18 protein-coding genes, 2 tRNA genes and 1 other RNA gene are annotated in these 17,085 nt (G+C 59.6%); 9 read left to right on the forward strand and 12 right to left on the reverse strand.

What is annotated here, in order from left to right; translation table 11 throughout:
* Positions 1-4: 4 nt before the first annotated feature.
* The 3 genes from AAC850_RS06435 to tkt are packed head-to-tail and all read right to left on the reverse strand — an operon-like array spanning position 5 to position 4,239.
* Positions 5-1,207, reverse strand: coding sequence for a phosphoglycerate kinase (locus AAC850_RS06435; RefSeq protein ID WP_340587860.1), 1,203 nt, complete (start codon positions 1,205-1,207; stop codon positions 5-7).
* A 26-nt stretch (positions 1,208-1,233) separates the two neighbouring features.
* Positions 1,234-2,241, reverse strand: a complete 1,008-nt coding sequence (gene gap / locus AAC850_RS06440; RefSeq protein ID WP_340587861.1) for a type I glyceraldehyde-3-phosphate dehydrogenase — start codon at positions 2,239-2,241, stop codon at positions 1,234-1,236.
* Positions 2,242-2,256: 15 nt separating this feature from the next.
* The gene (gene tkt, locus AAC850_RS06445; protein WP_340587862.1) at positions 2,257-4,239 is read right to left on the reverse strand and encodes a transketolase; all 1,983 of its coding nucleotides are present in this window, start codon (positions 4,237-4,239) and stop codon (positions 2,257-2,259) included.
* 186 nt (positions 4,240-4,425) lie between these two features.
* Between tkt and AAC850_RS06450 the strand changes: the two genes are divergently transcribed.
* From AAC850_RS06450 to AAC850_RS06465, 5 genes are all read left to right on the forward strand, one after another.
* Positions 4,426-4,638 (forward strand): hypothetical protein, encoded by a 213-nt coding sequence (locus AAC850_RS06450; protein ID WP_340587863.1) that lies wholly within the window; start codon positions 4,426-4,428, stop codon positions 4,636-4,638.
* The gene (locus AAC850_RS06455; RefSeq protein ID WP_340587864.1) at positions 4,635-4,952 is read left to right on the forward strand and encodes a cell division protein ZapA; all 318 of its coding nucleotides are present in this window, start codon (positions 4,635-4,637) and stop codon (positions 4,950-4,952) included. Before AAC850_RS06450 ends, AAC850_RS06455 begins: the two co-directional genes overlap by 4 nt.
* A 45-nt stretch (positions 4,953-4,997) precedes the next feature.
* Positions 4,998-5,166: non-coding RNA, 6S RNA (gene ssrS, locus AAC850_RS13960), on the forward strand.
* 28 nt (positions 5,167-5,194) lie between these two features.
* Complete coding sequence (locus AAC850_RS06460; protein WP_340587865.1) at positions 5,195-5,779, forward strand: 5-formyltetrahydrofolate cyclo-ligase; 585 nt, start codon at positions 5,195-5,197, stop codon at positions 5,777-5,779.
* Positions 5,779-5,994: a DUF2842 domain-containing protein gene (locus AAC850_RS06465; protein WP_340587866.1), complete on the forward strand. Its 216-nt coding sequence runs from the start codon at positions 5,779-5,781 to the stop codon at positions 5,992-5,994. The genes AAC850_RS06460 and AAC850_RS06465 overlap by 1 nt, the downstream gene beginning before the upstream one ends.
* Here AAC850_RS06465 and AAC850_RS06470 read toward each other — a convergent pair.
* The 7 genes from AAC850_RS06470 to AAC850_RS06500 all read right to left on the reverse strand — a co-directional run bounded on the left by AAC850_RS06470 (position 5,991) and on the right by AAC850_RS06500 (position 12,509).
* Positions 5,991-6,422, reverse strand: coding sequence for an acyl-CoA thioesterase (locus AAC850_RS06470; protein WP_340587867.1), 432 nt, complete (start codon positions 6,420-6,422; stop codon positions 5,991-5,993). The two genes, AAC850_RS06465 and AAC850_RS06470, sit on opposite strands and share 4 nt — an antisense overlap.
* A gap of 10 nt (positions 6,423-6,432) precedes the next feature.
* Positions 6,433-7,575, reverse strand: coding sequence for an iron-containing alcohol dehydrogenase (locus AAC850_RS06475; protein ID WP_340587868.1), 1,143 nt, complete (start codon positions 7,573-7,575; stop codon positions 6,433-6,435).
* A 72-nt stretch (positions 7,576-7,647) separates the two neighbouring features.
* A tRNA-Asp gene (locus AAC850_RS06480) sits at positions 7,648-7,724 on the reverse strand.
* A 108-nt stretch (positions 7,725-7,832) separates the two neighbouring features.
* A complete protein-coding gene (locus tag AAC850_RS06485) occupies positions 7,833-9,116 on the reverse strand; it encodes a dihydrolipoamide acetyltransferase family protein (protein WP_340587869.1) in 1,284 nt (427 codons plus the stop codon).
* 4 nt (positions 9,117-9,120) lie between these two features.
* Positions 9,121-10,182: an alpha-ketoacid dehydrogenase subunit beta gene (locus AAC850_RS06490; protein WP_340587870.1), complete on the reverse strand. Its 1,062-nt coding sequence runs from the start codon at positions 10,180-10,182 to the stop codon at positions 9,121-9,123.
* 68 nt (positions 10,183-10,250) lie between these two features.
* Positions 10,251-11,471 carry a 3-methyl-2-oxobutanoate dehydrogenase (2-methylpropanoyl-transferring) subunit alpha gene (locus tag AAC850_RS06495; RefSeq protein ID WP_340587871.1) on the reverse strand — a complete coding sequence of 407 codons (1,221 nt, stop codon included), beginning with the start codon at positions 11,469-11,471 and terminating at the stop codon, positions 10,251-10,253.
* Positions 11,472-11,564: 93 nt separating this feature from the next.
* Positions 11,565-12,509 (reverse strand): thymidylate synthase, encoded by a 945-nt coding sequence (locus AAC850_RS06500; protein WP_340587872.1) that lies wholly within the window; start codon positions 12,507-12,509, stop codon positions 11,565-11,567.
* A 106-nt stretch (positions 12,510-12,615) separates the two neighbouring features.
* Here AAC850_RS06500 and AAC850_RS06505 point away from each other — a divergent pair, with 106 nt between their 5' ends.
* Complete coding sequence (locus AAC850_RS06505) at positions 12,616-13,362, forward strand: hypothetical protein (protein ID WP_340587873.1); 747 nt, start codon at positions 12,616-12,618, stop codon at positions 13,360-13,362.
* Here the strand turns inward: AAC850_RS06505 and AAC850_RS06510 are convergent.
* Positions 13,359-14,354, reverse strand: a complete 996-nt coding sequence (locus AAC850_RS06510) for an SDR family NAD(P)-dependent oxidoreductase (RefSeq protein WP_340588085.1) — start codon at positions 14,352-14,354, stop codon at positions 13,359-13,361. The genes AAC850_RS06505 and AAC850_RS06510 overlap by 4 nt on opposite strands.
* Before the next feature lie 187 nt (positions 14,355-14,541).
* On the opposite strand from AAC850_RS06510, the gene AAC850_RS06515 reads away from it, so the two are divergent.
* Both AAC850_RS06515 and AAC850_RS06520 read left to right on the forward strand, forming a co-directional pair.
* Positions 14,542-14,618, forward strand: a tRNA-Pro gene (locus AAC850_RS06515).
* Positions 14,619-14,978: 360 nt separating this feature from the next.
* Positions 14,979-15,203: a CDGSH iron-sulfur domain-containing protein gene (locus AAC850_RS06520; RefSeq protein WP_340587874.1), complete on the forward strand. Its 225-nt coding sequence runs from the start codon at positions 14,979-14,981 to the stop codon at positions 15,201-15,203.
* Between the two features lie 5 nt (positions 15,204-15,208).
* Here AAC850_RS06520 and AAC850_RS06525 read toward each other — a convergent pair whose 3' ends face one another.
* On the reverse strand, positions 15,209-15,685 hold the full coding sequence (locus tag AAC850_RS06525) for an MAPEG family protein (RefSeq protein WP_340587875.1): 477 nt from the start codon (positions 15,683-15,685) through the stop codon (positions 15,209-15,211).
* Positions 15,686-16,412: 727 nt separating this feature from the next.
* On the opposite strand from AAC850_RS06525, the gene AAC850_RS06530 reads away from it, so the two are divergent.
* Positions 16,413-16,928, forward strand: a complete 516-nt coding sequence (locus tag AAC850_RS06530) for an energy transducer TonB family protein (protein WP_340587876.1) — start codon at positions 16,413-16,415, stop codon at positions 16,926-16,928.
* Positions 16,929-17,085 lie beyond the last annotated feature (157 nt).

Genomic DNA, 17,085 nt, shown 5'->3' on the forward strand with positions numbered 1-17,085 from the left:
CTTGTCAGTCGCTAAGCGCCGCAACGCCCGGAAGGACCTTGCCTTCCATCCATTCGAGGAAAGCCCCGCCAGCAGTTGAGATATAGGTCACATCATCGGCAACGCCGGCGTGAGCCAGCGCGGCAACGGTATCGCCGCCGCCTGCCACCGAAATCAGCGAACCATCCTGCGTCAAAGCAGCCGAGGTTCGTGCCAGTGCCACGGTAGCTTCGTCGAAAGGCGGCGTCTCGAACGCGCCGAGAGGGCCGTTCCACACCAGTGTGCCGCATGTCTTGAGCACGTCACCCAGCGCCTCTGTCGCCTGCGGACCGATGTCGAGAATCATCTCGTCGGCAGCGACTTCGTGGACGTTGCATGTGCGCAGAGATGGCGGATTGGCGGCGAATTCCTTCGCCACGACGACGTCATAGGGCAAGTGGATCGTGCAACCTGCCTCGTCCGCGGCGTCCATGATGGTGCGCGCCGTGTCGGTGAGATCATGCTCGCACAGGCTTTTGCCCACATCGACGCCATTGGCAGCGAGGAATGTGTTTGCCATGCCCCCCCCGATGACAAGGTGCTGCACCTTGCGGCTGAGGTTTTCGAGCACGGCGAGCTTTGTCGAGACTTTCGCCCCTCCCACCACGGCGGCTACCGGCGGCTTGGGCGTTCCGAGCGCGGCGTCCAGCGCCTTCAATTCGGCCTCCATCGCGCGCCCGGCATAGGACGGCAGCAGCCGCGCGAGGCCTTCGGTGCTGGCATGGGCACGGTGCGCGGCAGAGAAGGCATCATTCACGTAGAAGTCGCCATGCGCGGCGATTCCCTTGGCGAATTCTGGATCATTGGCTTCCTCGCCTGGCCAGAAGCGGGTGTTTTCGAGCAGGCCTATGTCGCCATTGCCAAGAATGCCGACCGAACTTTCGACCACCGGACCAGCGACTTCGGAAATGAACATGATTTCCCGATCGAGCACGCGCTCGACATCGCCCTGCACCATCGACAGGCTCATGGTCGAATGCCGGTCACCCTTCGGACGACCATAATGCGCAAGGAGCAGCACCTTTGCACCGCGATCGGCCAGCTCCAGTATAGTCGGCGCGACGGCCTTCACGCGTGTCAGGTCGGTCGCCCGCCCGTCTTTCATGGGCAGGTTGAGATCGACACGCACCAGCGCACGCTGGCCGGAAAGATCCTGCGGCAAATCGTCGAGGGTCTTGAACGCGGCCATGCGGGCCTCCTTGATTATATTCGGGTTTAGAGGAACTCAGCCATGACGCCCGCCGTGTCGATCATGCGGTTCGAGAAGCCCCATTCATTGTCGTACCAGCTGACCACGCGCGCCAGCTTGCCTTCGAGCACGGCAGTCTCGAGCGAATCAACGGTGGAGCTGGCGGGGTGATGGTTGAAGTCGCCGCTCACCAAGGGCAGGTCGGTGTAATCAAGTACGCCATTCATCGGACCATCTGCGGCCGCTTTAAGCGCCGCGTTGATTTCTTCAGCAGAAGTGTCGCGCTTGGGCGTGAAGACGAGATCGATCAGGCTGACATTGGGTGTCGGCACACGGACCGAACTGCCATCCAGCTTGCCGGCCAGTTCGGGAAGCACCAGTCCCACGGCGCGCGCTGCACCCGTTGTCGTCGGGATCATGTTCTGCGCACCGCCGCGCGCACGGCGCATGTCGGAATGCATCTGGTCCAGCATCCGCTGGTCATTGGTGTAGGAATGGATCGTGGTCATGAAGCCGCGCTCGATACCGACGGTGTCATTGAGCACCTTGGCGACGGGCGACAGGCAGTTGGTCGTGCAGCTGGCGTTGGAAACGATCACGTCGTCAGCGGTCAGCACATCGTGGTTCACACCGTAGACGATGGTCGCGCTGACTTCCTTGGCCGGAGCCGAGATCAGCACGCGCTTGGCGCCAGCATCGAGATGCGGCTTGGCGGCTGAATGGCTCTGGAAGAAGCCCGTACATTCGAGCACGATATCGACGCCCATGGCGGCGTGCGGCAGGTCGCCGGGATTGCGTTCGCTGGTCACGGCAATGCGCTTGCCATTCACGACGAGGTCGTTTCCGTCGACTTCGACAGTGCCGGGGAAACGGCCATGCGTGCTGTCGAAACCGAACAGCAGGGCATTGGCATTGGTGTCGGCCAGGTCATTGATCGCGACCAGTTCCAAATCGTGATCGTCACGCTCCAGAATTGCGCGCGCTACAAGGCGCCCGATGCGTCCAAAACCGTTGATCGAAACCTTAATCGCCATGTGAGAAACTCCTGCTTATCCGTTGATACGGTTAATGATTTGCGGGACGATCGCGTCCGCGGTGAGACCGAATTTTTCGAATAGATCCTTTGCCGGTGCCGATGCGCCGAAGCGGTCTATTCCGAACTGCATCCCGTCTGTGCCTGTATATCGCTCCCAGCCATAGGTCGTCCCGGCTTCGATGGATACCTTGCATACGTCTGCGGGCAGGATATCGCTGCGGTAAGCTGCATCCTGCTCATCGAAAAGCTCGGTGCAGACCATCGACACGACATCAGCGCCGATGCCGGCTTTCTCCAGCTTTTCAGCACATTCAAGCGCGAGCGATACTTCCGAACCCGTCGCCACCAGCACCACGCTGCGCTTGCTGCCTGCGCGCTTGAGGCGATAGGCGCCCATGCTGCTCATATCGGCTTCATCCGGCGCATTGCGGACCTGCGGCAAGCCCTGGCGGCTGAGTGCGATGACGGAAGGCCGCCCTTCCTGATGGAGAGCGAGCTTCCAGCACTCGGCCGTCTCGACACGGTCTGCCGGACGCATGACGAGCAAATTCGGCATGGCGCGAAGGCTCTGCAGATGCTCGATCGGCTGGTGCGTAGGACCATCTTCGCCAAGACCGATGGAATCATGCGTCATCACATAAATGACACGGCATTCCTGCAACGCTGACAGCCGGATGGCCCCGCGCGCATAATCAGTGAAGATCAGGAACGTGCCGCCGTAAGGAATGATGCCCCCGTGCAATGCCATGCCGTTCATTGCGGCAGCCATGCCGAATTCGCGAATTCCGTAGTAGACATAGCGCCCGCCGTAGTTGTCTGGCGTAAGCGGGTCGGTGGCTGCGGTCTTGGTGTTGTTCGAACCTGTTAGGTCGGCGCTTCCGCCGATCATTTCGGGCAGCAGCGGCGTCAGAACGTCAAGCGCCATTTCGCTCGCCTTGCGGGTGGCGACCTTCTGCGGTTCCTCGATCCATTTGCGGAACGCTTTCGTCGCTTGCTCGCCGTCGGGCAGTTCGCCGGCCATGCGGCGCGAGAATTCAACCCTATCGGAAGAACCCTCCAGACGTTTCGCCCAGTCGCTGTGAGCACCCTTGCCGCGCTCGCCGGTGGAACGCCAAGCAGCCAGAACATCGTCGGGAATTACGAATGGGTCGTGTTGCCAACCAAGCTCCTTGCGGGCGGCCGCGATCTCTTCGTCGCCCAGCGGAGCGCCGTGGACTGCACTGGTGCCGCCCTTATTGGGCGCACCCTTGCCGATCACTGTCGAGCACTGAACCAGCGACGGCTTGCCAGTCTCCGCCACTGCTTCGTCGATCGCGCGGCGAATATCGGCAGGGTCGTGCCCGTCACACTTGGCAACATGCCAGCCGGTCGCCTTGTAGCGTGCAGGGATATCCTCGGATGAGGAAAGGCTGATATCGCCATCAATGGTGATGTTGTTGTCATCCCACAGCACGATCAGGCGGCCAAGCTGCTGGTGACCGGCAAGGCCGATGGCCTCGTGGTTGATGCCTTCCATCAGGCAACCGTCACCCGCGATCACCCAGGTACGGTGATATACCAGATCATCACCGAAAGTCGCGTTCATGTGCCGCTCGGCCATGGCCATGCCAACGGCCATCGCAAGGCCCTGCCCCAATGGGCCAGTGGTCGCTTCGACACCATCCAGCAGGAAGTTCTCGGGATGCCCGGCGCACGGGCTGCCCAGCTGGCGGAAGTTCTTGATGTCCTCCAGCGTCGGAGCGTCATAACCCGACAGATAGAGCAGCGAATAAATGAGCATCGAGCCATGACCTGCGCTGAGCACGAAGCGGTCGCGGTCGGCCCAGTCGGGCGCGGAGGGATCGAACTTGAGATAATCGGACCAGAGCACCGTCGCCACGTCCGCCATGCCCATCGGCATTCCGGGGTGGCCCGAATTGGCTGCCTGCACTGCATCCATTGACAGCGCGCGGATAGCATTGGCCATGTCGTGGAAAGGGATATTCTGGTCGCTCATTACATGCTCCATTCGCCACCTCACTCGGGTGGCGATTCGGTTCGGCGTTGTGTGGTGGTGGCAGGCGGCTAGGTCAAGCGAGACACCCCACCGCAGGGCAATCAACCGAACTCTCGAACGAGGATTATTCACAGCTTTCGCGGCCAAGGCTTTGCCGCAGCGCGAAACTTGGCTATTTCATCAATCATGAACGGTGAGCGCACTGCGGACCGGGTTGCACAGGCAATCGCCCGGATCGACGCGGCCGCAGCACGAATTGCGGCCGCCGCTGACACGCGTTCGACCTCCTCGACCGGTTCCGATCCCGAACTTGAAGCCCGCTATGCAGCACTCCAGCGTGAGGCTGGCGAGGCCTTGCAGCAGATCGACCGGTTGCTCATGACGATGGAATCGTCATGAGCAATGTCACTCTCGAGATCGCGGGTCGCCGCTACACCATTGCTTGTGCCGAAGGCGAAGAACCGCATATCGAAATGCTGGGCGCATCGATCCATAACAAATTGACACAGCTGGATAATCTGACCGGCCAGTCGCCCGAACGGATCCTGCTATACGGCGCATTGTTGCTGGCTGACGAACTGCACGAAACCAAGACAAGCGCCCCCGCGGCTGCACCGCAAACCACAGGTGCGGACGACGATCAGGCCCGCAGGCTGGAAGAACTCGCCGACAAACTCGAAGGTATGGCAAGTCAGCTTGAGGCAGCAGGTTAACAAAGGCGCTTGTGAGTGCTCCTCCGGCGCACTAAATAAGGTTTGGCGGGACTGCCCGGTACGAGCCGTTCGAATATCCCTGAGGCTATAAGCAATCCAAGGGAGCTGTCCCTGCCCGGTCCACCAGTTCGGCTGTGGGATCGGTGCATACGGCGCCCACCTGACGTTTTCGCGTCAGAGGATTTCCCGGAAAACGACCCATGGTGGTTCCGCCACTGCCATTCCCTCGTTAGGGGGAAGCCGTGACTGACATTACCGACCAGAAATCCGCACTTCGCAAAATACTCCGCAAAGCACGGCGCGAACATACCGCCAGCCTGCCACCGCAGGTCAGCGCGCTCGTATTTCGTCGCCCGCCCGCTCCGGTACTCGATCTGTTGCCCCAGGGCGCGACAATCGGCTTGTACCACGCCACCGCGCACGAGGCGCCCGCTGGCGGATATGCGCGGTTCCTGATGGAGGCAGGGCACCCTATCGCCCTCCCCCGTATTTCAGACGCCGACCAGTCGATGGAATTTCGCGAACACACCGATCCGTTCGGTGAAACCGATCTCGAAAAGGGTCCCAAGGACCTGATGCAGCCTGGCCTGAACGCCGGAATAGTCAGGCCAAGGGTGCTTTTCGTCCCTGTTGTGGGATTTACCGAAGACGGGCATCGCCTCGGCCAGGGCGGCGGTTTTTATGACCGCTACCTTGCTGCACATCCTGACACCATTGCGCTTGGACTTGCCTGGGATGTGCAGAAGGTCGACGAATTGCCCACCGAGGAGCACGATATGCGACTGACTGCGATAATCACCCCGACGCGCGTGCACGGACCGTTTTAATGCGGACCGAGCCAACTTTGCGGATACCGCTGGGCATTCTTGGCCTGTGCGCCGTGCTTACGGTCTATGCAATCGTCATAGCGCGTTACGTGCCTGACCTGATCGGCGATTGGAACGCACTGTTTCAGGCGATTGTCTATCTTGCCCTCGGTCTCGTCTGGCTGCTTCCACTTCGCCGCTTCCTTATCTGGATGGAGACGGGTCGCTGGGGTTAAGCGAGGCGTTCCAGCCCTTCTCTCCATTTATCCGGCAATGGCACAGGACGGCGGGTGTCGCGGTCGACATAGACGTGAATGAAATGGCCCTCGGCCGCAGCTTCCTCGCTATCCTGCGCGAATATACCCACTTCGTAGCGCACGCTCGATGTGCCAAGCTTCGCCACCCACATGCCCGCTTCGACAATCTGCGGAAACGACAGCGGCGCGAAGTAGCGGCATTGCGTTTCAACGACGAGGCCGATCATCGGCCCATGCTCGATATCGAGCAGGCCGCGCTCGACCAGCTCGGCATTCACGGCGCTGTCGAACCAGGAATAATAGACCACGTTGTTGACGTGACCGTAGACGTCATTGTCCGACCAGCGTGTGGGGATTGTGCGAAAGGCGCGGTAGGCACTGCGCGGACGGGCGGCATCGCGGCTCATGGCTTGGTCCTCACAGGGCGGCCTCATACATGCGCAGCGCATCATTGCGGTTGATGGGAAGCGGGTTGTTGATGAGCAGGCGTTCCTGCTTCATCGCCTCATCCGCCAGCAGGTCGAGCGAGTCCGCCCCCACACCGACATCGGCAAGTCGCGGGCTCAGGCCGGTCTGCGTGGTGATCGCTCGCAATGCCTCGACGAAACCCTGCGCCCGCGCCTGCGTGCCCAGCCCGGCGAGCGACGGATCGATCTCCAGCGCGAGTTCGGCGTACATTTCGCGTGCAGCCGGCATGTTGTGCGAGAGGACATGCGGCAGCATCAGCGCGTTGGACAGGCCGTGCGGCACATGGAAATGGCCGCCCAGCGGATATGCAAGTGCATGGACACCCGCACATGGCGCGTTGGCGAAGGCCACGCCCGCCAAATAGGAACCGCGCAGCATGGCATCGCGCGCTGCGAAATTATCCGGCTCGTCACAAGCGGTCGCGATATTGGCGCTGAGCAAGCGCAAGGCCTCTTTGGCGAGCGCATCGGAAATCGGGTTCTTGAGCCGCCTGGTGGTGAAGGCCTCTATCGCATGGACCATCGCATCGATGCCGGTGGCGGCGGTGACATGGCGCGGCAGGCCGATTGTCAGGCTGGCATCGAGCACCGCCCAGGTTGCATAGAGCGCAGGCGCGACAATGCCTTTTTTGCTCGTCTCGCCCACGGTCAGAATGCTGATCGGTGTCGCTTCAGAGCCAGTTCCGGCAGTCGTCGGCACGAGCACCAGTGGCAACCCCTGCCCTTGCGCGACATCAACGCCATAGATCTCGCCGATTTCTTCACCCGTGCCGAGCAGGTAGGCAACGGCCTTGGCGACATCCATCGGACTGCCACCGCCAAAGCCGATCACGCTGGTCGCGCCGATCGCACGCCCTAGCGCCACTGCATCGAGCACACTTTGCTCGGTGGGGTCCTCCCGGACATCGTCGAACACGGCCACGTCGCATTTCGAGAGGCCTTCAAGCGCGGCATCGGCGAGACCGAGAGCGCGCAAGTTTGCGTCGGTCACGAACAGCACCGGGCCATCGGGCAGCAGGCGCGCCAGATCGGCGTTTACCCCCTCGCCGGAGACGACACGCGGGCCGGGATCAAATGTGAAAGTGTTGCTCACAAGCGATGCTGTGCCGAAGCGCAGCGCGCTCCGCAAGCCAGCGTGATTGGCGATAAGGAAAAATGTCCCAAGTGGCGCGAGTGACGGGACTCGAACCCGCGACCCTCGGCGTGACAGGCCGATACTCTAACCAACTGAGCTACACCCGCGCATCTAAGCGGCTCTAGCGCCTCTTGGGAGCCGCGCATCTAGTGGAGGGCCGAAAGGCTGTCAACACACGTCGCACGGCTTTTTGAACTGTTTTTGCGTGGCGGCGATTAACCGGCCAGAATGGTGGCCGGAGCCTCGATCTTTTTCTTCACTTCCTGCACGAATGCCGCAGCATCATAGCCATCGACAACGCGGTGATCGCAGCTGATCGAAATGTTCATGAGCTTGCGCTTCTCGACTCGCTCTACCCCGTCCGGTCCGGTCACGAACATTGGCCGCTCGACGATGCGATTCGGTCCGATGATGGCAACTTCCGGGCGGTTGATGACGGGCGTGGTTGCAACGCCGCCAAGCGGGCCAAGCGACGTGACGGTGAGCGTCGAGCCCGAAAGTTCTTCCGACTTCGCGCTGCCGCTGCGCGCTGCTTCTGCGAGGCGACCGATTTCGTTGGCAAGCTGCCAGAGATTCTTGGCCTGCGCATCGCGAATGACCGGGACCATCAAACCGTTGTCAGTCATCGTTGCCATGCCAAGGTGCACACTGCCGTGCCGGGTCACGACCTTGGCTTCGTCATCGAAGCGGGCGTTGATCATCGGGAAATCGGGCAATGTCTTGCAGATCGCGCTGATCAGCAGGGGAAGCATGGTAAGCTTTGGCTTGTCGCCCTTGTTGGCATTGAGCTGTGTGCGGGTATTCTCCAGCTCTGTAACGTCGCATTCCTCCACATAGGTGAAATGCGGGATGTTGCGCTTGGCCGCAGCCATGTTCTCGGCAATCCGCTTGCGCAGGCCGATGACCTTGATCTGTTCGTCGGCACGCGCAGGGGCAGAACCGGAGTAACCACCCGAATAGGAAATGAAGCTGTCAAGGTCAGCGTGGCGAATGCGACCATCCTCGTGCGGCTTCACCTGTGCGAGGTCGATTCCCAGTTCCTTGGCGCGTTTGCGCACGGCCGGGGTGGCAAGGACCTTGCTGCTCGAAACAGCAGGGTCGGGCGCGGGAGTGGGTGCCGGTTCTGGAGCGGCCTTCGCAGCATCCACCTGGTCGCTTGCGTCGGGCGTCTCTACCTCAATGCGCTTTTCGACTTCAGGAGCCTTGGGTGCCGGCGCCTCGTCCTCATCCGCCGTTTCGGCTTCATCGGGAACTTCGCCTTCGACCTCGACCACGATCAGCGGTGCGCCGATGGCGACCATGTCACCGACTTCGCCCGCAACCTCGAGAATCGTGCCCGTCACCGGGCTTTCGAGCGGCATGGTGGCCTTGTCGGTCATCATGTCGACGAATTCCTCGTCTTCCTCGATCCGGTCGCCGACCTTCTTGTACCAGTTGACGATCTCCGCCTCGGTGATGCCTTCGCCAATGTCGGGCATGGGGAATGTATACTTGGCCATAGCGTTACTCGCTCAGGATCTTGTCGATGGCCTCGCCAATGCGGACTGGGCCTGGAAAATAAGCCCATTCGAGGCTGTGCGGATAGGGCGTGTCGAAACCGGTCACGCGTTCGACCGGGGCTTCGAGATGATAGAAACAACGTTCGGTGACGAGCGCGGAAAGCTCTGCACCGAAGCCCGAAGTGCGGGTTGCTTCGTGAATGATGAGACAGCGACCCGTGCGCTCCACCGAGGCTTCGATCGCTTCGATATCGAGCGGGACGAGCGTGCGCAGGTCAAGAATTTCAGCCTCCACGCCCTTCGCTTCGCACACCGCCTGCGCCACATGGACCATCGTGCCATAGGCGAGGATCGTCAGCGCATCGCCTTCGGTGACCTTGCGCGCCTTGCCCAGCGGTATTTTGTAATAACCCTCAGGCACCTGCGCATCGTTGCGGCCCTTCCAGTTCTTGGCGGGCTTGTCGTAATAGCCGTCGAACGGACCGTTATAGATGCGCTTGGGTTCGAAGAAGATCACCGGATCATTGTCTTCGATGCAGCTGATCAGCAGCCCCTTGGCGTCGTAGGGCGTTGCCGGAATAACCGTTTTCAGGCCCGATACGTGGGTGAAAATCGCTTCGGGGCTTTGCGAGTGTGTTTGCCCGCCGAAAATGCCACCGCCAAACGGGCTGCGCACGGTCATTGGCGCGATGAATTCACCAGCCGAGCGATAGCGCAGCCGCGCAGCTTCGCTGATCAGCTGGTCGAGGCCCGGATAAATGTAGTCGGCAAACTGGATTTCGGGCACCGGGCGTAGGCCATAAGCCCCCATTCCCACCGCGACGCCAATGATGCCGCATTCGGAAATCGGCGTATCGAACACGCGCGTCTTGCCGTATTTCTCCTGCAAGCCCGCCGTGCAGCGAAACACGCCGCCGAAATAGCCGATATCCTCGCCCAGCAAGGTCACATCGGAATCGCGGTCGAGCATGACATCGAGAGCAGAATTGATCGCCTCGATCATGTTCATGTGCCTGGCTTCGCCAGCCTCGCCTGCAGGGGCGGTGTTTTCCATTATCTCGCTCATTCCGCCGGCCCCTCTGGCCATTTGATCTTGCGCTCGCGGATTGCCTGGTCAGCCTGTTCTTCGAGATGCTAAGGCAGTTCCTCGAACACGTCTTCGAACATCGTGTGGAACGGATGGTGCAGGCCGTGACCGAGAATGCCATTCTTTTCAGCGGCTTTCTGCGCATCCTTCACCATCTGGTCGAGCTCGGCATCCTGTGCTTCCTGTTGCTCCTCTGACCATTCGCCCAGAGCGATCAGGTGGTTCTTCAACCGGTTGACCGGGTCGCCGAGCGGCCACTCCTCACGCTCTTCGGCAGACCGATAGGCTGTCGGATCGTCCGATGTGGAATGACCCTCGGCACGGTAAGTGAAATGCTCGATCAGGGTGGGTCCGCCATTGGAACGCGCTCGGTCCGCTGCCCAGCGCTCTGCGGCATACACCGCGAGGGGATCGTTACCGTCCACTCGCAGTCCGGCAATGCCATAGCCGATGGCGCGCGCAGCAAAGGTTGCCCGCTCACCGCCGGCAAAGCCGGAGAAGCTGGAGATTGCCCACTGGTTGTTGATGACGTTAAAAATGACCGGCGCGTTGTAAACCGTCGCGAAAGTCAGGGCGGAGTGGAAATCGCCCTCTGCGGTACTGCCCTCGCCGACCCAGGTCGCGGCAATGCGCGAATCGCCCTTGCTCGCGCTTGCCATCGCAAATCCTGTTGCCTGCGGAAGCTGCGTCGCCAGATTACCGCTGATGGTGAAGAAGCTAAGGCGCTTCGAACAATACATGATCGGCAATTGCCGACCTTTCAGCTTGTCCGCCTTGTTCGAATAGATCTGGTTGATCATCTCGACCGGCTCGTATCCGCGGGCAATCAGGCAGCCCTGCTGGCGATAGCTGGGGAAGATCATGTCATCGGCAGCCAGTGCGTGCGTGGCGCAGACGCTGGTCGCCTCTTCGCCGGTACACTTCATGTAGAAGCTGGTCTTGCCCTGCCGTTGGGCGCGATACATGCGATTGTCGAATGCGCGAACCAGCGCCATCTCGCGCAACATGGTGCGCATCGTGTCAGCGCTGAGGCGCGGGTCCCAGGGGCCGTGAGCCCTGTTATCGTCGCCAAGCACACGAATCAGGTCGTCGCACAGCGGATAAGTCGCTTTAGCTTCGCACGCCTCGTCTGGACGCGGTTGCGCACCCGGTTCCGAGATGTCGAGATGGCTGAAATCGACCGCATCACCGGGCCGATAGTGCGGTTCGGGCACGTGCAGTTCGAGCTGCGGACGGTTACGCCCTTTCTCGTCCTTGGCTGAAGCCATGCTGCTCTCCCGGTCTGTCGTGCGTTGCGGAATATTATTACTTCCGCTCGGAATTATATTAGTTTCGCCTGTAACCGTCAATCGCTTGCGGATTTACACGGCAACGGCTGCCTTGAGCGCCCCCTGCGGATCGTAATCAAGCACCTGGAAATCTTCGAAACGGTAGTCGAATATCGTGTCGGGACGCCTCGTTAATTCAAGCCGCGGCGCGCCTGCAGGTTCCCGCTCGAGCTGGGCTTCGACCAATTCCGTGTGGTTGAGGTAGAGGTGGGTATCGCCACCGCTCCACACCAGTTCACCGGGTTGTAGGTCGGTTTGCGCGGCCATCATGCGGCTCAGCAAGGCAGCTCCGAACAGGTTAAACGGGAGTCCAAGCGCGACGTCGCAGCTCCGCTGATACAGCAGACAGTTGAGCCGCGCGTCGGCGCCCTCCCCCGCGACATGGAACTGATAGGTCTTGTGGCACGGCGGCAGGGCCATCCGATCCAGTTCCGCCACGTTCCAGCCTTCGATGATGTGGCGGCGGCTACCCGGATTGGTTCTCAGGCTCTCGACAACCTGCGCCACCTGGTTGATGCCGGGACTTTTCTGGTACTTGCCATCCGGCCCGTATTCATAAGTCGGCCAATTGACCCACTGCTTGCCATAAACCGGCCCGAGATCGCCCCAGTTGCGGGCAAAGGCTGCGTCCTCGACAATCCGTGCTTCGAAATCATCCTGCGAGATATCCTCGCCGGTCGCCTGTCGGTACTTCTTGAGCGGCCAGTCCGACCAGATGCGTACACCCTGCCGAAGCAGTGGCCGGATATTGGTCTCACCCGTCAGGAACCACAGCATCTCGCGCGCTGCTGCCTTCCAGTAGACGCGCTTTGTCGTGAGCAAGGGAACCCGGTCATCGGAAAGGTCGAAGCGCAGCATCGTGCCGAACACCGAACGCGTACCGACGCCGGTACGGTCCATACGCTCGTCACCATGCTCCCAGATGTGGCGCATCAGATCGAGATATTGCCATTCCTGGTGGCGCGCGGAATCACTCATCCGGTCCTGCTATCACCGCCCGTCCGGGGGCGCCAGTGGCATGGCTTGCCCGGTGGCGAACGCTCTGTTAGCGCGCCGAGGCACTCGGCAAAGGGCGATAGCGGGAATGACTGACAATTACAGCGGCGTCGCGGTCGTGGTCTGCTCGCTCCCGCGAAGTGGCACGCATTTCCTGATCGACATCCTGCGCCTGAATTATCGCGAGTTTTCATGGCGCCCGAAGGTCTGGCAAAGTTCCGAAACGCTCTATTACAATCTCGACCGTATCCAGCCCGAACAGTCCGACTGGTCGCCCGCCAGCATCGCTCGCCGCAATTTCATCGTGAAGACGCATGAATTGCCTTTTGAAAGCGGGTTACAAAAGCATTTGCGCGCAGTGGCAGGTAAACGGCGAGTCGAGATCGTCACTCCCGTCCGTCCGCTGGCCGACCAGATGGCGAGCTATCGCCGCTATTCCGCTCCCGACGTACCGGCCGCTGAAATCGCCGGTAGCGACGACCGCTATTACGACGATGGCCGCAGCGTCAGCGAGGTCATCACACAGTTCTATGAGGCGGCGATAGGTCGATACACGCTGGTCGATGTCGTGGGCGGAGCGAAAGATCCTGAGCCGATGCTGGATGCAATCGGCAAGACTCTCGGCCTCACTCGCAATCCTGGCCCGGCGCGCCTGCCGCCCCGGCGCACATCTAGCGACTGGCGCGGAGAACTGAAATCGCGCCTGACAGGACGGCCGTCGAGCGAGTTGATCGTCACCCACGGCGGCGTCACCACCACGAAAGAGCCTGTCGTGATTACCGATCCAGCATTGCTGGAGATTGACCGCAAGCTGGCCGAGGCCTGTATTTTTTAGTCGCTGTGATACGCACGATACCATTCGACAAATTGCGGCACGCCTTCATCGATTGACGTGGTCGGCTGGTAACCCAGGTCGCGCTGAATTGCCTCTATATCGGCGTAAGTGCGCGTCACGTCACCCTTCTGCATCGGCTGCCAGTCGATCTCGGCCTTCTTGCCGCATGCCGTTTCCAGCAATTCGATCACACGGGTCAGCTTTTCAGAACGGTTGTTGCCGATGTTGTAGAGCGCATGCGGCTTCGCCGATCCGCCCGCCTTGACCAGACCGTTATCAGCCGGAGGGTGATCAAGCGCGGCGACCACACCGCTGATAATGTCATCGATAAAGGTGAAATCGCGCCACATCTCTCCCTTGTTGAACACCGGTATCGGATCTCCGCGAAGGATTTTGCCGGTGAATATCCACATCGCCATGTCGGGTCTCCCCCACGGACCGTAGACGGTGAAAAACCGCAGGCCTGTGAGCGGGATGCGATAGAGATGCGCATAGCTTTCACTCAGCATCTCGTCGGCGCGCTTGGTTGCGGCGTATAGGCTGACGGGATGGTCGGCGCGGTCGTCCACGCTGAACGGAAGCTTTTCGTTTCCGCCATAGACCGAGCTGGAACTGGCGTAGACCATATGCGCCACACCGCGGTGCCGCGCGATTTCCAGCATGTTGGCATGGCCGACCAGGTTGGACTGGATATAGGCCGCCGGATTTTCCAGCGAATATCGCACCCCCGCCTGCGCTCCTAAATGAACGATGGCATCGAACTTCTCGTCATCGAGTGCAGCCTTGAGCGCATTCATGTCGGCAAAGTCGAGCTGGTGGAAGGTAAATTCCCCGCCCTGCTGGCGCACACGGTCGATCCGTGCGTACTTGAGCGCCGGGTCGTAATAGTCGTTGCAGTTGTCGATCCCGATGACAGCGTCGCCACGCGCAAGCAGGCGCTCTGCCAAAGCTGCACCTATGAAACCAGCTGCACCCGTTATCAGAACCTTCATCGAAATCCCGTTCCTGTCTTCCCGCTCTGGTTGCGTGATGGCAGCGCGACCCGGCATCCGCAATGGCATCACGGCGGTTTGGACCGGCTGATTTCAGTAGCAGCTTCGACAGGCTTGCAAGAGGCAGGCACGGTCCGTATAGGGCCGCCTCTGCCTCGCGGAGCCAAAAGCTCCGTACGGTTCCGGTCGGGGAGTAGCTCAGCCTGGTAGAGCACTGTCTTCGGGAGGCAGGGGCCGGAGGTTCGAATCCTCTCTCCCCGACCATTTTATTGTTTATTTTATAAATCAAAAGCTTGTGAGCATGTAATCACTCACTGTGGGACAGCTTTGTGAGGCAACAACTTCGTGCGTTGCGCTCGGCTGGCACCCGGTGTCGTGCAAAGGGCCCATCAGAACGTCCCAAACTGGGGTAGCTAGCGGGCATGGACAAACGCTCGCGCACCCGCAATAATTTCCTTACAAGCAGTTCAACGGCAATATCGCTGGTCTCGCGACTCTGTCTTTCTTCAGCATTACGGTTGAGAAACGGCAAAGTTTTGCAACAACGGTGGCGCTGAAGGTCATTGTGGGAACGCATTAGAGCGCATACTCGTTCTTTCATTTGGCTAGCAAAGAGGATGTGTCATGGCACTCGAACTCATCGCCAAGAAGGACGGGCCTTATATCGTCGCCGGAGACTTGGCGCAGCTTGAGCTGCGCGATGGTGATGGCAATCTCTACGACCTTGCCGACAAGACGCGCGTTTTCCTCTGTCGATGTGGTGCCTCGACGACGAAGCCGTTTTGCGACGGCCAGCACTCGAAGATCGGATTCAAGGCGGCCGATGCAGTGGTGAACAGCCAGAAGTAACTTCGTCAGAGCTGGGCGGCGGCCCACCCAGACTGCAGCACAATTATGCACATGGTTATCAGGATCAACGAGCCTATCGTCCAGAAGGTCGCGCGGACCTCGTGAACCTGAGCGCTAGCATAGGCGAGGAAATGCAGCACACGTGAGACAACATAGCCAAATAGCAACCATTGTGCGAGCGCAAGCGAGGGATCGGTCACCACGAACAGTAAGCCGATCACGAGGAAGAATGGTAGGTTTTCCAAGTGGTTCTGCATGATACGGCGATAGCGTTCAACCGGTTCATTCGGAGCGGTCTGGTCTGGCACAGGATTGGGATTTAGCGGTGTCTTTTTCAGGTCCTCCGGTGCGCGAAAACCGCCCTTGAAGCGCATCATCTGGATTACCGTAAGCCAAGCCGTGGCAATCCCAAGCAAGATCATAAGCGCTGCCGAGACTGCAAAGGTGGCGAAGACCGGATTTGCGAAGCTCAACCTGTCCACTGCCAACTCCCCAATTCAACGGGGAGGATGCTCTCAATTCAGCCTATTCGCAATGGTAGCGTTATCGGAAGGTTGCGAACCCCTTACGACCACTGCCCGCCTTTGTCTTATCACCCGCGTAATAGCTGCGGTAGGTAGCCAGTCGGGAAAAACTGCTATTCATTTCCTTTCTGTGTGCGGTTCGAGATATGCGAGCAGATTGGCGAGATCGTTTTCTTCGAATACGAAAGGTGGAATTTCGGTCTTATGGCCGATCTGAACTCCACGCTCACACGACGCATCCACCGCCCATTCCAGCAAACGCTGGGCCGCATGTCGAAGGCTAGGGAAGTTCGGATTGGGTGGAAAGCGCACGGCAAAATGTGCAATCCGAGCTCATGAGCCATCCGGTAATCCTTTCCAAAAGCGATCGTGCCGGATATTCTGAATGGTCTGACGCCGTAGAAACGGCAAGCTCCGGTTGCATAAGACATTGAAGTCAATCGATTCGATTTGAAATTGTTTGTTTCAATAACCTACAACTAAGAAACATATATTGAATGTAGTCATATGTTTCGTATCGTCCGCCCTAGTATCGTCTCATTCCAGTATTAAAAGAAATGTCGTTGACTGCGCACTCCAGACGCATGTCGACGTGATCGACCTAGGTCAAACTCGCCAAGTAGGGGGTTGCGCGAGGCGTGCTTTACATTGTGGTCGGTTATCTTTTGTAAGAAAGGATGACCTGATGAGAAGACGTTTATTTATTTCGTACGCATTCACTGCCTTAGGATTTTCACTCTCGGCGCCGCTTTCCGCTCAGGATGGTTACCAAGAAGAGGGGGACATTCTCGTTCAGCCAACCGGAACGGGTTATGCCGCTACCCTCGGACAGGAACTCGATCGCCAACTTAATCGCATTCCCTACGGTAACGGCATCAACCGATCAGGAGTGGTTCGGGTGCGGTTCGTAGCCAATGCAAATGGAAGGCCTGAGCAAATCAACTTACTTGGAGACTCTGGTAATGTCAGAATGGATCACGCAGCCATGGTTGCTGTGCGTCGCCTCGACAACCTTGGATCGCCTCCATCGGCACACGCAGGCGGGCAAACTGTCTTAGTAAGCATTATTTTCGCGACAGATCGAAGCGCCGCGCTCCAACTCGCTGAACGCGTGACCGATGAGAACGCGGAAATGACCGCCTCAGGAGAACTCGACCCTAATATCCTTGCGTTTACGACGGTTACAGGAACTCGTTCCTAGGTTTATCAGGACGAGTTCGACGATACGCTGCACGACGACGGGGATGTTCTCGCGGCAAAAGCGATGAGTTGCATCCTCATCGCTTTCTCACTTCGCGGGAGTGCGGGTGCGGCATCATGGCTACAAGGCGGTGTTCGGAGCTTCGACGGTCGGCCAC

It is taken from the genome of Erythrobacter alti, from assembly GCF_037996805.1.
In the GTDB taxonomy this organism is placed as follows: domain Bacteria; phylum Pseudomonadota; class Alphaproteobacteria; order Sphingomonadales; family Sphingomonadaceae; genus Alteraurantiacibacter; species Alteraurantiacibacter alti.

Bases quoted from the DNA above. Each gene is read 5' to 3' on its own strand.
- AAC850_RS06495 (WP_340587871.1), bottom strand. From the start codon at position 11,471: ATGGCTTCAGCCAAGGACGAGAAAGGGCGTAACCGTCCGCAGCTCGAA.
- AAC850_RS06500 (WP_340587872.1), bottom strand. From the start codon at position 12,509: ATGAGTGATTCCGCGCGCCACCAGGAATGGCAATATCTCGATCTGATG.
- AAC850_RS06470 (WP_340587867.1), bottom strand. From the start codon at position 6,422: ATGAGCCGCGATGCCGCCCGTCCGCGCAGTGCCTACCGCGCCTTTCGC.
- AAC850_RS06520 (WP_340587874.1), top strand. From the start codon at position 14,979: ATGGCACTCGAACTCATCGCCAAGAAGGACGGGCCTTATATCGTCGCC.
- gap (WP_340587861.1), bottom strand. From the start codon at position 2,241: ATGGCGATTAAGGTTTCGATCAACGGTTTTGGACGCATCGGGCGCCTT.
- AAC850_RS06485 (WP_340587869.1), bottom strand. From the start codon at position 9,116: ATGGCCAAGTATACATTCCCCATGCCCGACATTGGCGAAGGCATCACC.
- AAC850_RS06490 (WP_340587870.1), bottom strand. From the start codon at position 10,182: ATGAGCGAGATAATGGAAAACACCGCCCCTGCAGGCGAGGCTGGCGAA.
- AAC850_RS06505 (WP_340587873.1), top strand. From the start codon at position 12,616: ATGACTGACAATTACAGCGGCGTCGCGGTCGTGGTCTGCTCGCTCCCG.
- tkt (WP_340587862.1), bottom strand. From the start codon at position 4,239: ATGAGCGACCAGAATATCCCTTTCCACGACATGGCCAATGCTATCCGC.
- AAC850_RS06455 (WP_340587864.1), top strand. From the start codon at position 4,635: ATGAGCAATGTCACTCTCGAGATCGCGGGTCGCCGCTACACCATTGCT.
- AAC850_RS06530 (WP_340587876.1), top strand. From the start codon at position 16,413: ATGAGAAGACGTTTATTTATTTCGTACGCATTCACTGCCTTAGGATTT.
- AAC850_RS06510 (WP_340588085.1), bottom strand. From the start codon at position 14,354: ATGAAGGTTCTGATAACGGGTGCAGCTGGTTTCATAGGTGCAGCTTTG.
- AAC850_RS06450 (WP_340587863.1), top strand. From the start codon at position 4,426: ATGAACGGTGAGCGCACTGCGGACCGGGTTGCACAGGCAATCGCCCGG.
- AAC850_RS06435 (WP_340587860.1), bottom strand. From the start codon at position 1,207: ATGGCCGCGTTCAAGACCCTCGACGATTTGCCGCAGGATCTTTCCGGC.
- AAC850_RS06465 (WP_340587866.1), top strand. From the start codon at position 5,779: ATGCGGACCGAGCCAACTTTGCGGATACCGCTGGGCATTCTTGGCCTG.